Origin of the sequence: Anaerofustis sp. LCP19S3_F7, from assembly GCF_052119445.1 — a bacterium.
GTDB lineage: Bacteria > Bacillota > Clostridia > Eubacteriales > Anaerofustaceae > Anaerofustis > Anaerofustis butyriciformans.
On record NZ_JBQKFF010000007.1, the window covers coordinates 97,263 to 110,843 of the forward strand.

Consider the following 13,581-nt stretch of genomic DNA (forward strand, 5'->3'; position numbering starts at 1 on the left):
TACCTGCCTATAAATTATTTTTATATTCAATAAACTTGTATATTATATATTAAAAGTTTTTTTATAGCAATGATTTATTTTCATATTATATATAATAAAAAATGTTGTAGTTAATAAAAATAATTTGTATATTTATATATTTGGATATAAAAAAAGTGTACAAACAAATTGTACACTTATAATAATCAATTATGAGGATGGTGGGGGAGAATGGATTCGAACCATTGTAGGCTGAGCCAACGGATTTACAGTCCGCCCCCTTTAGCCACTCGGGCACTCCCCCAGGTAAAATGGCGACTCGGAAGGGACTCGAACCCTCGACCTCTAGCGTGACAGGCTAGCATTCTAACCAGCTGAACTACCGAGCCGTAAAATTAAAAAGACTTTGGTGACCCCTAGGAGAATCGAACTCCTGTTTTCGCCGTGAAAGGGCGACGTCTTAACCGCTTGACCAAGGGGCCTTATTAACAGTCCTTTTATATTATACATGAAAAGTTGTTAAATGCAAGCTTTTTTTTTCAATTTTTATGAAATTTTTTCATGTTTTTTATTTAGGTGGATTTATTGCCATAAAATTAAAAAATAATCCTTTATTTAATGTTTTATGAAAGAATATAAATGTAATTTATTTTATAAACAAAGAGGTAAAAATGAAAGATTACGAACATAAAGCTGAATATTATGAAACAGATCAAATGGGTATTATTCATCATTCAAATTATATAAGATGGTATGAGAGTGCAAGGATATATTTTATGGATAATCTTGGAATAAGCTATAAAAAAATGGAAGAAAAGGGGATAATTTCTCCTGTTCTTAGTGTAAGCAGTGAATATAAGAATATGGTTTATTTTGATGATGTAGTTTTGGTAAATGTTAAAATAAAGAAATACAACGGTATTAGACTTGAACTTGAATATACTCTTACAAATAAAGAAACCGGAGAGATTGTTAATACTGGAAGCAGCAAACATTGTTTTTTAATGAATAATAAAATTATAAATTTAAAAAAAGTTTCTGAGGAATTTCATGAAATGTTTTTAAATGCAGTAGAAAAATAAAAACCGTTTGATATCATAATACAAAATGATATCAAACGGTTTTTTTATTTTATATATGGAATCATATCGTATGCTTTATCAAATATTAAGTCTGGGGTAGTATCAAACTTAGGTATATCTTCTTCTTTTGTTTCTCCACTTAGAACAAGGATTCCTTTTGCTCCATTATTTACTCCAGTTGCAACGTCAGTATAAATTCTATCTCCTATAAATGCAATTTCTTCTCTTTTATATCCAGTACTTTCAACTATCATATCTACAGTTTCTTTAAATGGTTTTCCAAGATATTTAGGTTTTTTCTCTGTAGATTTTGTTATAAGTTCGCACATAGCACCGCAGTCAGGCATAAAACCGTTTATTGTAGGACAGTTTATGTCAAGATGTGTTGCAAGGAATAAAGCTCCGTTTCTTATATAATGGCATGCTTTATCTAGTTTCTCATAAGTTAAAGTAGTATCGAAAGTCATGACAACTATGTCAGGATCTTCTTCAACAAGATTGATTCCTGCATCTTTAAAACTCTTTGTTACTTTAGGTGTAGCAACTAAGTATACTTTTTTATCTTTATATTTTGTATTTAGATATTTTATTGTTACGTTTCCTGATGTCATTACATCTTTATCGGTAACATTAAATCCCATATTGTTAAGTCTTTCTACATAAGTTTCTCCTGTTCTTGAAGAATTGTTTGTGAAAAATAAAACACCTTTATTGTTCTTTCTTAAATGTTCAATAAAGTCAAGAGAACCTTCTATAAGAGTTGAACTTAAGTAGATTGTTCCGTCCATATCCATAACGAAAAGTTTTATATCTTTTAAATCTTCTTTTTTCATATGCACCTCTATAAAAATTATGTACGAAAATTATGTATGCTAATTATATCATATAAATTTATTTATTAAAAACACTATTTTTCTTTTGGTTAAAAAACATATTGTGTTATAATAAACAATACACTATATATGGAGGTTTTATTTTGAGAAAATTTAAAATAGTTACTCTATTGATTGTTCTTATACTTTTTGTATATTTATATTTTGAAAATACCTCTTTATTTATAGTTCAAAAGAATGAAATTGTTTCAAATAAGATAGACAGTAATTTTGATGGATATAAAATTCTTCAGCTTTCTGACTTGCATTCAAGGGAATTTGGGGAAAATAATATAAAACTTATAAATAAAATTTATAAAATCGATCCTGATATTATAGTTTGTACGGGAGATATGATGAATTCCACAGAGGATGATGGTCATGTTTTTATAAATTTGGTAAAAAAAATATCAAAAGATTATCCTGTTTATTATATAGATGGAAATCATGAACAGCTTGTTGAATATAATAATATTGGTGTTTATGATGAATTTATATCTTCACTGAAAGATCTTGATGTTAAAGTTTTAAAAAATACAAAGGTGAAAATACAAAAAGGTTCATCGTATTTAAATATGTACGGGCTTAATATAGATTTAGTATACTATTCTACAAAGTCAGCGTTAAAAGAATCAAATATAGAATATACTGAAGATAATTTTTCAAAGACTATAAATAAAGAAACATTTGAAAATAATAAATATAATATTTTATTAACTCATAATCCTATTTACTTTGAAGTATATGAAAAAAGCGGTGTCGATTTGATTTTATCCGGACATGTTCATGGGGGGATAATAAGGATACCTTTTAAAGGTGGACTTTTATCTCCTGATCAAGAATGGTTTCCAAAATACTACCATGGATTGTATACAATTAATGATACAAATATGATTGTAAGTGCCGGACTTGGAAATGATACGGTTAATTTTAGAATATTTAACCCTTTTGAAATGAATTTAATAACTTTAAGAAGTGAATAAAAAAGACTTAATATATTAAGTCTTTTTTATTTTGTATTGTTTAATTCTTTTAATTGATATTTGGCAAATTTTAAATTTTCTATTAAAAATTTTTGTTCTGCAAATGAGCAGTTTTTAAAAATTTCTTCATATTCTTTTATCATTTCGTTTTGAGCTGTTTTTATTATACTTCCTTTTAAAATTTCATCTACGGTTATTTCAAGTGTATTTGCAATGTCAACTATAGTTTGAAGAGATGCTTTGCTTTGACCTTGTTCTATTTTACTTATGTGAGTAACGGATTTATTTATTAACTTAGATAATTCTTTTTGTGTAATATGTTTATTTTTTCTATAACTTTTTATTGTTTGTCCAATATTTGTATAATTTAGTTTCATTTTAAAATCCTTTATGTAATTATTAGTGATATTTAACATATATAATTAAATTAATACTTTTGGTTGTTATGATAGTATTATACAAAATTTATATTATAAATACAACGTTATACAATTAATTAGCCATTATTTTAAAATATACTATTTTTAATAAAATTAACCTTTATAGTTGTATTTTTCGACAAATTTTGATGTTTAGAAAATATATAATAATGTCAAGAAAAAAGGAAAGAGGTAAAAGAAATGAAAAAGATGAAATTATTTGTTATGTTTTATATGGTAAAAATGTTTGAAAGAATAGGGGATAATATGTATTTAAATATAAGGGTTGAACTAAAAAAGAATGAAAATCAAGTTGTCAATGACAGATTAGTAAATATGTATAAAAGATATTTTAAATTTAGAGCTAAACAGCTTAAAATAAAGAAAAGATATTTAGACTTGACATTAAATATATAATTGCATATAAAAAAAGCACCTTTTGGTGCTTTTTTATTATTCAGCAGTTGTTGGAGCTGAATATGTTCTACCTAGAAATTCTTGGTCAAGAGAGTATAAACCTTTTGCATCATGACCAAATAATTCAAATTTTCTTATATTATCTTCAGCGCTTTTTTCTTCTTCCATTTGTTCTGATACAAACCAATCTAAGAACTTCATTGTTCTGTAATCTTTGATTTCGTATGCAGCATCATATATATTATTTATTAAACCTGTTACGATTTTTTCATGTTGTAATGTTTTTACAAGTGGATCCATTGGTTTTTCATATGTGTATTCAGGTTTTTCAATAGCTTCACTTGTGATTTTATGTCCGTTATCTTTTAAATATTCTCTGATCATCATTGCATGATCTCTTTCTTCTTGAGCTTGGATATAAAACCAGTTTTCAAATCCATCTAAACCGTAATCAGCATAGAAATTTGCCATATCTAAATAGATATAAGCAGAGTATAATTCTTTATTTATTTGATCGTTTAATAATTCAGCAACTTTTTTATCTAACATTGTTCTTATCTCCTTTTTTGATTGTATCTAAATTATAATAGTTCTAATTTAAAATGTCAAGTATTTTATTTAAAAAATAATATTTTCTATAATATCATCTTTTGTTATGTTTCTGATTACCTTGCAAGGAACTCCTCCTGCTATAGCTCCTTTTGGTATATCTTTATTTACTACACTTCCGGCAGCAATTACACTTCCTTGTCCTATAGTTACACCTGCACAAATTGTAGAATTTGCACCTATCCATACATCATCTTCTATTGTTATAGGTTTAGATGTTCCGACTCCTTTTGCTCTTTGGGTTTTATCTATTGCATGACCTGAACATGCAATACATACACCCGGAGCAATAAATGCATTTTTACCAATATTTACAGGAGAGGTATCAAGTATTACACAGTTATAGTTTATTACAGCAAGCCCATGCATATGTATATTGAATCCATAATCACAGTGAAAAGAAGGCTCTATAAAAACAAGAGGGTTATATGTTCCAAGTAAATTTTTTAGAATTTCTTTTCTTTTGTCTTCTTCTATTGGAGAAGTATTATTATATTCAAAACATAACATTTTAGATTTTTGTTGAATTTTTGCAAGTTCATTTGAATGGTTTGAATTATAACCTTGTTTATTTTTTAATATTTCCATTAAATCCATATTTTGTACCCCTTAAAATAAAAAAGACCCTAAAATTGCCAAGATTTTGATCCTATCAAAAATGATAGGTGGGTTATCTGCTTACCGCTTCTGCCGTCCACTTATAGAGGCTTGACATCTACTTAAAGACCCGATATCCCTGTGTAAAAGTGTAGGTTCAAAATAATAGCATAATTTTAAGGTCATATATATTATATGATTAAATTATAAAAATATCAACCTAAAAGATATTTTGTGTATATCAAAATTTGGAAACAGAGTAAATATTTTATGCAAAATTTTTAATAAAAATGTATAAAAATAAAAAAATATAAAAAAATTCCCTTTTATTGTTGACTAATTATACATTTTTATGTATAATTAGTCAGTATTTTAAATTAGTGATTTATTTTGGAGGTATATATATAATGAAAGATAAAATAGTATTAGCTTATTCAGGTGGACTAGATACTTCAACAATAGTTCCTTGGCTTAAAAATAATTATGATTGTGAAGTTCACGCGGTATGTGTTGATGTTGGACAAGTAGATCCAAATGAAAAAGAAGATTTAGCAAAAAGAGCTATTGAATATGGTGCAGATAGTATTGATATAATTGACGCAACTGAAGAACTTGTAAATGATTATATTTTCCCAATGTTAAAATCAGGCGGAGTTTATGAAAACAAATATTTACTTGGTACATCTATTGCAAGACCATTAATTTCTAAGATTTTGGTTGATAAAGCAAGAGAACTTGGTGCAAATTGTATTTGTCATGGTGCTACAGGTAAAGGAAACGATCAAGTTCGTTTTGAACTTACAATTATGGCTTTAGCTCCTGATATTAAAATTATTGCTCCTTGGAGACTTTGGAGTATAAAATCAAGACAAGATGCTCTTGATTACTGTATTAAACATGATATTAAACTTAATATGTCAGCAGAAGAAAGTTATTCAAGAGATATGAATATCTGGCATTTATCTCATGAAGGATTGGAACTTGAAGATCCTGCAAACATGCCTGATTACAGAAACCTTCTTCAAAAAACAACATATGTAGAAGATGCTCCGGATGAAGCAGAAGAAATTGAAATTGAATTTGAAAAAGGTATTCCTGTTAAATTAAACGGAGAAAAAATGGATGGTGTAAGCCTTCTTGCAAAATTAAACGAACTTGGCGGAAAACATGGTATTGGTGTTGTAGATATGGTTGAAAACAGGGTTGTAGGTATGAAGTCAAGAGGTATATATGAAACTCCGGGCGGAACAATTTTATACTATGCTCACAATGAACTTGAACAACTTGCTTTAGATAGAGAAACTCAAGCATATAAGAGAACAGTAGCAGTTAAATATGCTGATCTTGTATATTCAGGAATGTGGTTCTCTCCACTTAGAGAAGCATTAGATGCTTTTGTTGATAAAACACAAGAAACTGTTACAGGTAAAGTTTCTCTAAGATTATATAAAGGTAATATGATTACAAAAGGTATTGAAAGTCCATATTCATTATACAATGAAGAAATTGCTTCATTTGAAACAGGTGAATTATATGACCATAATGATGCAGCAGGATTTATTAAACTTTATGGACTTCCATTAAAAATCAGAGCTTTTATGAAAAAGAAAAACGAAGATAAATAGTTTATTTTACATTTAGTTTTTATCTTTCATCCTATAGACCTCTCTCTTAAATAAGAGAGAGGTTTTTTGTAGTCAAAGTTAATTTTTATATTTAAAATTATTAAAAAAAATATTATCATGTATATATAAAATTATTTGAGGTTATTTTTTAATGAAAATTAGAGATTATAATTACAGAGATATTGACGGAAAATTTGTAGCGGTAAATAATGCCGATAAATTTCTTTTAAAAATGGGGATTCATGATATTGAAGAAAGTTTTATCGGATATGTTTATACAGATGATAAAAGAGGAATAATGCTTAGAATTTTGGGAGATATGGTTGATAAGTCCAATAGAAAATATATAGAAGAAAAGATAAAACTTGCAAATTATGATTTGATTGAAGATTTAGATATAGATATTTTAAATGAAATAGAACATATACATATAAAGGAAGAGGAAGCAAAAAATCATTTAAAATTTGATGAAAATAACAAAACTGTTTATAAAGTAAGAAACAGAAAAGAAATAGATAATCTTAGAAGCAGAATTTTTCCAGATGATATAAATATAGTTATACCTTATAAAGAAGGTTATGTTGAAAAAATTTGGGCAAGATCTTTTGATTATATACAAAAAGAAAATATTTATATTTTATCTTTATTGAAAGACTCTGTTTATGATGAGAATTTAAAGAAAGATTCTCTCGTTGCTTGTAAATATTTTAATAACGGGAAAAGTGAAGCTTTGATTTTCTTGGGAGTTACAGAAATTTTGTAAAATCATGTATAATATTGATATTGTCATATATTAAATAATATGTTATTGTAATAAATAGTGAAAAATTGAAAAGTTATGTTTAGGAGTAATTGTTATGAAAATGTGGTCAGGAAGATTTGCTGAGCAAAATGCAAAAGAAGTTGATATTTTTAATAACTCTCTTCATTTTGATAAAGTGCTATATAAATATGATATTAAAGGAAGTATGGCTCATGTAAAAATGCTTAGCAAACAAGGTATAATTACAAAAGAAGATGAAATTAAGCTTGTTGAAGCTTTAGAAAATTTAATGAAAGATATAGATGAAGGTAAAGTTACTTTTAATGAAGAATATGAAGATATTCACATGGCTGTTGAAAGTATCTTAACTGATAGAATAGGGGATAGTGCAAAGAGAATTCACACTTGCAGAAGTCGTAACGATCAAGTGGCTCTTGATATGAAGATGTATGTTAAAGCTGAAATAATGGAAGTTATGGGGCTTGTGAAAAATCTTATTTTTACATTACTTGAAATTGCAAAAGATAATACAAAAACAATAATGCCCGGATATACACATATGCAAAGAGCTCAAACAGTTACATTTGCGCATCATCTTTGTGCTTATGTAGAAATGTTTAGAAGAGATATGGATAGACTTAAAGATACATACAAAAGAACAAACGTTATGCCTCTTGGGGCAGGTGCACTTGCTTGTTCTACATTTGATATCGATAGGGATTATGTTGCAAGTTTACTTGATTTTGACAGTATTACTTTAAATTCTCTTGATACTGTATCTGACAGGGATTATGTAATTGAGCTTTTAGATGATTTGGCTATAATAATGATGCATTTATCACGTTTTAGTGAAGAGATTATTTACTGGGCAAGTGATGAATTTAAGTTTATTACTGTTTCAGATAAATATTCTACAGGTTCATCAATGATGCCTCAAAAGAAAAATCCTGATGTTGCAGAGCTTATAAGAGGTAAAACAGGCAGGGTGTATGGTAATTTAATGGCGATGTTAACAGTTATGAAAGGTCTTCCTCTTGCTTATAACAAAGATATGCAAGAAGATAAAGAATCAACTTTTGACAGTGTGGATACAGTAAAACAATGTTTAAGCATATTTACTGGAATGATTGATACAATAACTGTAAATAAAGATGTATTAAAAGATGCTTGTGTAAACAGCTTTATGAATGCAACAGATGTTGCGGAATATTTAGTTAAAAAAGGATGTCCATTTAGAGATGCGCATTTTGTGGTTGGTAATTTAGTTGGAAAATGTGTAAGAGAAAATAAATTCCTTCAAGATTTAACCTTAGATGAATTTAGGGAACAAAATGAACTTTTTGAAGATGATATTTACGAAGTACTTCATGTTACAACGGGAATAAACAAAAAGAATATGACAGCATCTCCGAAAGAAGATATAGTTAAAAAATACATAGAAAAAATACTTGATGAAATAAAATAAAAGACAACGTGATGTTGTCTTTTTTATTTCTAATATTATGGAAAAGTTTTTAATTTTGATTTATAATTATATAAAATTATATAATATTTGTATTTGAGGTAATAAAATGATTTGCCCAAAATGTGGTTATGATAATAACAGGAGAAATGATTGTTGCAGTGAGTGTGGATTTTCTTTAAAAGAAAGAAAGGTAATAAATAAAAACGACAATAATATTACATATGCAGAATTATTAACTAAACGGTATATCAGATATAAGACAATTCAAAATATTTCAGGTATGGTATTTTTAATTTCATTTATGACTATGTTTTTTGCTATTGATTCTGATTATGATATTATAGAGTTTATAGGAACTATAGGTATGTTATTGATATTACCGACTTTGTTTTTATATATTATTTTTGGTATAGTAAGATATATACAAAAGAGGAAAATTACAAAAGAACTTGACAATTAAAAAAAGATTATTATATAAAATTTTTTATATGGAGAATTAATTATGAAAATATTGGTTGCAATGGATTCCTTTAAGGAAAGTCTATCTTCTCTTGAAGCAGGGAATGCTGTAAAAGAGGGGATACTTAGTGTTGATGAAAATATAGATGTTGTTGTTAAGTCTTTTGCTGATGGAGGCGAAGGAAGTATAGAGTCTGTTATGGAGGATATTAACGGAGAAAGGATTGATTTAAAAGTCCATAATCCTTTGGGGGAAATAATTGATAGCTACTATGAGATTATGGATGATACTGCTTTTATTGAAATGGCAAAATGTTCAGGGCTTGATTTGATACCTGAAAGCGAAAGAGACCCTATGATTACTTCGTCTTTCGGGGTTGGGGAAATGATTAGAGATGCAATTTCAAGAGGTATTAGAAATTTTGTAGTATTTATTGGTGGAAGTGCTACAAATGACGGCGGATGCGGTATGTTAAAAGCCTTAGGATATAGATTTTATGATGAATTTAATAATTTAATTCCTGCCGGAGGCGGTAAGCTAAATAGGCTTCATTATATTGATGAAAGCAGAGCTATGGAAGAATTAAAAGAATGTAAATTCGTTGTGGCTTCTGATGTTAAAAATCCACTTTGTGGAGAAGAGGGTGCAAGTATGGTTTATTCTATTCAAAAAGGTGCTGATGAAAAAATGGCATTTGATTTAGATTACAGCCTTAAAAGACTTGCAAAGGAAACATATGATAAATGGGGAATAGATTACAGCAATAAAGAAGGTGCTGGTGCTGCCGGAGGAATCGGGTTTGCTTTTATGGCATTTCTTGGGGGTAAAATTATTTCCGGAGTAGATGCTGTTTTAGATTATTCAAAGATAAAAGAAGAAATCAAAGATTGTGATTATGTTATAACGGGGGAAGGAAAATTTGATAGACAGTCTTTTATGGGTAAGGCTGCAGTTAGTCTTTGCATAATGGCAAAGGAATATAATGTGAAAACAATACTGCTTGCAGGTAGTGTCGAAAGTGAAGATAAGCTTGACAGCGAGTTTATTGATGGATATTTTTCAATAATTCATAAACCAATGGAACTAGACGAGCTAATCGAAAAAGATACAGCCTATAAAAACTTAAAAAATACAGCAAGACAAATATTTAAGGTGATTGTTTAAAAAGCGGGTTCATACCTGCTTTTTTTGTATAAAAAAAAAACTCTGAATACTCAGAGTTAAAAGGCATAAAAATGGAGCTGATGATAGGACTTGAACCTACAACCTGCTGATTACAAATCAGCTGCTCTACCGATTGAGCCACATCAGCACCGCTCATATAATATACTAAATTATTTATGTTTTGTCAACTATTTTATTCTTAAACTTCAATATATTTTTATAATTAATTAAAATTTTTAGATACAATTTTTAATATTATTTTACTATATGTAAGTTTTTTAATATTTTTTTTAAATACTATTAAAGTTATTAATTGGTATTAAATATTTGCAATAGAGACAAAAAGATAACAATTATTATATAAAAAGTAAATAAAAAAAACTCTGAATACTCAGAGTTAAGAGGCATAAAAATGGAGCTGATGATAGGACTTGAACCTACAACCTGCTGATTACAAATCAGCTGCTCTACCGATTGAGCCACATCAGCACTGCCTATATAATATACTAAATTATTTTGCTTTTGTCAACTGTTTTTTTTATTTTATTTATTTTTATGTTTTATTTTAAATATAGTTTAAAAATCTTGTAAAAAAGTTGGGACAAAATTTTGGGGAAAACGTGGTATAATGATATCGTAAAAAATTATAAATAGCAGCTGTTATATATTAATCATTCAAATAAAAGAGTCAAAGTTAATTTGCTTTGGCTCTTTTTTGTTGGGAAGGAGAAGGGATGAAAAATAAAACTTTACTAGTTAATAAAAAGCGTATTGATGTAAGCGACGAAGTTTATAAAGCTTACTACAAAGAAAGAGAACATGAACGATATCTTTATAAAAAAGCGAAAGACAAAGAGTATTCATATGAAAATATGAAGGAAAATGGGATACAGTTTGAATATAATCAGGGTATGTATATTCAGTGTGAAGACGAAATAATAAAAAAATTAGAAATTAAAAAATTGAATTTAATACTTAAAGATTTAAGCAAAGATGAAAGAAGACTTGTTTATCTGTATTATTTTGAAAATAAGACAGAAAAGGAAATAAGTCTTCTTTTTAATTTGTCTCAAAAGGCAATAAATAAACGAAAAAATAATATTATAAAAAAACTTAGAAATTTTTATCAAACAAGGTACTTAAATATATAAAAATTTCCTTAAAGATATGAAAGAGAAATATTTGACAATTAAATAATCGTATATTTCAAAGTAGATTTTATATGTTGCAAATTTTAAAATCAAACGATTGCTTGTATTGTCAAAATAGAAAAGGAGGATAGTTATGGTTGAGATTAAATGTATTTCAGGCGATCCATTTTATATGGAGTCAAAGCTTGAAGAGGCTATGAATGAAGGATTTGAAATAATAGATATTACAACAAATTTGTATCATAGCAGTAGCGGAGAAAGAAAAGAGACTACGGCTTATCTAAAAAAAGTAATTAATTAGTTTAAAAGTATGAATAAATAAAAAATAAAGGCAGTTATATATAGAAATAGTTTTTAATGTTATTTATTTCATACTTTTTATATAAAACTTTTTCTTAGATATTTTAAGGAAATGAATTACGCTGAATGTCAGCGAAAACAACAGAAAGGAGATGATTTGTTTATGTTTGAAGAAACGATTGTGACAGTAAAAGAAAATCCTATTCAAAGAAAAGTTCTTATGATTCCAAAATTCAGGTTTGATGAAGTAAATGAAAAATATAAGCAAAATAAAAAAGACATTTTACTTTTGAAAGAAGAATTAAAGAAAAAAGAGAATGAGAAAAATCTTTTACTAAATGATATAAAAAATATTAAACAATCCTATGAAAAAGCTCTGATTAACTTACAGGTAAAGGAGACATTTGTGGAAGGTGGAATATTAAATAGGAGCTGCACCGGCAGCAAATGAAGTAACTTGCTTATCAGATGATTCACAAAAATTCATCACTGGTATTAAAGGTATGGCTGCTATGGAATTTGTTGCAAATTATGATGCAGATATTTTTGAACAATTAGTTGGCGCAGAAGGTGAAGAATTAACATATAAAATTAACTTTGATGAAACAGAATATTCTTTCACAGGTAAACATAACGCATTAATCGTAGGTGCTGGTTTAAATGTTGCAGTAGATATGAAAGTTGTTGTTTTACCAAGCTCAAAAATTTCAAAAAGCATTGCGTAGATAATAAATATAGAGGAGGAAACTCCTCTATAAAATATGAAATAAAGAAAAAAATGAAATTGAAAAAATCAATTTTAGTTCATGGATAAATGGTATTTGTATATCTCATGCTATTGCAAGTGTTTTAGGAGATAATAACAAATATCCAGGTAAGCCTTTTGAGTTATTTAATGAAAACAAAGAAGAAGAAGTTAAAAATAATGAAGAGATTTTCAGTGCTTATGTTACTATGTTTAATAATGAATTTGAAAAGAAAGCTAAATAATATAGCTTTCTTTTTTAGTTATTATATCTTTTGATGTATTTTATTTGATTTTTGTTTAGCTTAATATTTAGGTATTCAAAAATAGAGGCACAATCTAATAGTTTGATATTTGTATTTATATTTTCAAAAGAGTTTTTTAGTGTAAAGCTATATTTTTTATTATTGTCATTAAATACAATATCAATAAATTTTAAAGACTTGATAAAATCTTCATTATTATTTATTTTAATTTTGTCTTTAGATAATATTATATAAATATTTTCTATATTTTGATATGTAATAAAACATGTAATGTTAGTATTATATTCAGCAGATAAAATAAGACCCATATCTGTTGCAATAATATAGTATCCTGTACAGGTGCATTTTGAACCGGTCTTAAATTCATAGATTAATTTAAGTAATCTTTGAGATTTGAATTTAGTAATTAAACTTATTATTTCATATGATGAATTAACTTCTTTTGTTTTCATTTGAATTACCTCTTGAAAGAAAGATTCTTATAATAAAATTATAATTAACCGAAATTAAAAATAAAGTATTATATGCGTTTTGTTTAAATACTCGACAAAAAAAAGGCAATTTTTTGTCAATAATAATTATTTAATCTGTCTCTTATACACATCTCCGAGCCCACGAGACGCGTTCTATGATCTCGGTTGCCGGCGTGGGGGTGGATACGGGGGGGGGGGGGGGGGGGGGGGG

At 27.5% G+C, this 13,581-nt stretch carries 17 protein-coding genes, 5 tRNA genes and 1 other RNA gene; 12 read left to right on the forward strand and 11 right to left on the reverse strand.

Annotated features, from left to right (window positions below; all coding sequences use genetic code 11):
- Window positions 1-198: 198 nt before the first annotated feature.
- The 3 genes from ACTQYZ_RS08040 to ACTQYZ_RS08050 form a co-directional block, all read right to left on the reverse strand.
- Window positions 199-283: transfer RNA gene (locus tag ACTQYZ_RS08040), tRNA-Tyr, on the reverse strand.
- Between the two features lie 8 nt (window positions 284-291).
- Window positions 292-368: transfer RNA gene (locus ACTQYZ_RS08045), tRNA-Asp, on the reverse strand.
- An 18-nt stretch (window positions 369-386) separates the two neighbouring features.
- A tRNA-Glu gene (locus ACTQYZ_RS08050) sits at window positions 387-461 on the reverse strand.
- A gap of 189 nt (window positions 462-650) precedes the next feature.
- On the opposite strand from ACTQYZ_RS08050, the gene ACTQYZ_RS08055 reads away from it, so the two are divergent.
- Entirely contained in the window at window positions 651-1,061 is a 411-nt protein-coding gene (locus ACTQYZ_RS08055) for an acyl-CoA thioesterase (RefSeq protein ID WP_441022295.1), read from the forward strand.
- Window positions 1,062-1,105: 44 nt separating this feature from the next.
- On the opposite strand, the gene ACTQYZ_RS08060 is transcribed toward ACTQYZ_RS08055, so the two are convergent.
- On the reverse strand, window positions 1,106-1,894 hold the full coding sequence (locus ACTQYZ_RS08060; protein WP_441022293.1) for an HAD-IIA family hydrolase: 789 nt from the start codon (window positions 1,892-1,894) through the stop codon (window positions 1,106-1,108).
- Window positions 1,895-2,037: 143 nt separating this feature from the next.
- Between ACTQYZ_RS08060 and ACTQYZ_RS08065 the strand changes: the two genes are divergently transcribed.
- Window positions 2,038-2,916: a metallophosphoesterase gene (locus ACTQYZ_RS08065; RefSeq protein ID WP_441022291.1), complete on the forward strand. Its 879-nt coding sequence runs from the start codon at window positions 2,038-2,040 to the stop codon at window positions 2,914-2,916.
- A gap of 26 nt (window positions 2,917-2,942) precedes the next feature.
- Here ACTQYZ_RS08065 and ACTQYZ_RS08070 read toward each other — a convergent pair whose 3' ends face one another.
- On the reverse strand, window positions 2,943-3,293 hold the full coding sequence (locus ACTQYZ_RS08070) for a helix-turn-helix domain-containing protein (protein WP_441022289.1): 351 nt from the start codon (window positions 3,291-3,293) through the stop codon (window positions 2,943-2,945).
- 243 nt (window positions 3,294-3,536) lie between these two features.
- Between ACTQYZ_RS08070 and ACTQYZ_RS08075 the strand changes: the two genes are divergently transcribed.
- On the forward strand, window positions 3,537-3,752 hold the full coding sequence (locus tag ACTQYZ_RS08075) for a hypothetical protein (protein WP_441416366.1): 216 nt from the start codon (window positions 3,537-3,539) through the stop codon (window positions 3,750-3,752).
- A 36-nt stretch (window positions 3,753-3,788) separates the two neighbouring features.
- Here ACTQYZ_RS08075 and ACTQYZ_RS08080 read toward each other — a convergent pair whose 3' ends face one another.
- The 3 genes from ACTQYZ_RS08080 to ssrS form a co-directional block, all read right to left on the reverse strand.
- Window positions 3,789-4,301, reverse strand: a complete 513-nt coding sequence (locus ACTQYZ_RS08080; protein ID WP_138269321.1) for a ferritin — start codon at window positions 4,299-4,301, stop codon at window positions 3,789-3,791.
- 69 nt (window positions 4,302-4,370) lie between these two features.
- A complete protein-coding gene (locus ACTQYZ_RS08085; protein WP_441416367.1) occupies window positions 4,371-4,958 on the reverse strand; it encodes a sugar O-acetyltransferase in 588 nt (195 codons plus the stop codon).
- Between the two features lie 21 nt (window positions 4,959-4,979).
- Window positions 4,980-5,145: non-coding RNA, 6S RNA (gene ssrS / locus ACTQYZ_RS08090), on the reverse strand.
- 220 nt (window positions 5,146-5,365) lie between these two features.
- Between ssrS and ACTQYZ_RS08095 the strand changes: the two genes are divergently transcribed.
- From ACTQYZ_RS08095 to ACTQYZ_RS08115, 5 genes are all read left to right on the forward strand, one after another.
- Window positions 5,366-6,583: an argininosuccinate synthase gene (locus ACTQYZ_RS08095; RefSeq protein WP_253229489.1), complete on the forward strand. Its 1,218-nt coding sequence runs from the start codon at window positions 5,366-5,368 to the stop codon at window positions 6,581-6,583.
- Between the two features lie 151 nt (window positions 6,584-6,734).
- Window positions 6,735-7,346 carry a hypothetical protein gene (locus ACTQYZ_RS08100; protein WP_441022283.1) on the forward strand — a complete coding sequence of 204 codons (612 nt, stop codon included), beginning with the start codon at window positions 6,735-6,737 and terminating at the stop codon, window positions 7,344-7,346.
- 94 nt (window positions 7,347-7,440) lie between these two features.
- The gene (gene argH / locus ACTQYZ_RS08105; RefSeq protein ID WP_441416368.1) at window positions 7,441-8,811 is read left to right on the forward strand and encodes an argininosuccinate lyase; all 1,371 of its coding nucleotides are present in this window, start codon (window positions 7,441-7,443) and stop codon (window positions 8,809-8,811) included.
- Between the two features lie 106 nt (window positions 8,812-8,917).
- Entirely contained in the window at window positions 8,918-9,271 is a 354-nt protein-coding gene (locus ACTQYZ_RS08110) for a hypothetical protein (protein WP_441022279.1), read from the forward strand.
- A 42-nt stretch (window positions 9,272-9,313) separates the two neighbouring features.
- Window positions 9,314-10,435, forward strand: a complete 1,122-nt coding sequence (locus ACTQYZ_RS08115) for a glycerate kinase family protein (RefSeq protein WP_441022277.1) — start codon at window positions 9,314-9,316, stop codon at window positions 10,433-10,435.
- Window positions 10,436-10,507: 72 nt separating this feature from the next.
- Here ACTQYZ_RS08115 and ACTQYZ_RS08120 read toward each other — a convergent pair.
- Both ACTQYZ_RS08120 and ACTQYZ_RS08125 read right to left on the reverse strand, forming a co-directional pair.
- Window positions 10,508-10,583: transfer RNA gene (locus tag ACTQYZ_RS08120), tRNA-Thr, on the reverse strand.
- Window positions 10,584-10,848: 265 nt separating this feature from the next.
- A tRNA-Thr gene (locus tag ACTQYZ_RS08125) sits at window positions 10,849-10,924 on the reverse strand.
- 245 nt (window positions 10,925-11,169) lie between these two features.
- On the opposite strand from ACTQYZ_RS08125, the gene ACTQYZ_RS08130 reads away from it, so the two are divergent.
- The 4 genes from ACTQYZ_RS08130 to ACTQYZ_RS08145 all read left to right on the forward strand — a co-directional run bounded on the left by ACTQYZ_RS08130 (window position 11,170) and on the right by ACTQYZ_RS08145 (window position 12,611).
- Window positions 11,170-11,586 (forward strand): sigma factor-like helix-turn-helix DNA-binding protein, encoded by a 417-nt coding sequence (locus tag ACTQYZ_RS08130; protein WP_253229484.1) that lies wholly within the window; start codon window positions 11,170-11,172, stop codon window positions 11,584-11,586.
- Window positions 11,587-11,719: 133 nt separating this feature from the next.
- A complete protein-coding gene (locus ACTQYZ_RS08135) occupies window positions 11,720-11,887 on the forward strand; it encodes a hypothetical protein (RefSeq protein ID WP_441022275.1) in 168 nt (55 codons plus the stop codon).
- Between the two features lie 111 nt (window positions 11,888-11,998).
- A complete protein-coding gene (locus ACTQYZ_RS08140) occupies window positions 11,999-12,337 on the forward strand; it encodes a hypothetical protein (protein ID WP_441416369.1) in 339 nt (112 codons plus the stop codon).
- A gap of 52 nt (window positions 12,338-12,389) precedes the next feature.
- Window positions 12,390-12,611 (forward strand): hypothetical protein, encoded by a 222-nt coding sequence (locus ACTQYZ_RS08145; protein ID WP_441022271.1) that lies wholly within the window; start codon window positions 12,390-12,392, stop codon window positions 12,609-12,611.
- A 279-nt stretch (window positions 12,612-12,890) separates the two neighbouring features.
- Here ACTQYZ_RS08145 and ACTQYZ_RS08150 read toward each other — a convergent pair whose 3' ends face one another.
- Window positions 12,891-13,349, reverse strand: coding sequence for a hypothetical protein (locus tag ACTQYZ_RS08150; RefSeq protein WP_441022270.1), 459 nt, complete (start codon window positions 13,347-13,349; stop codon window positions 12,891-12,893).
- Window positions 13,350-13,581 lie beyond the last annotated feature (232 nt).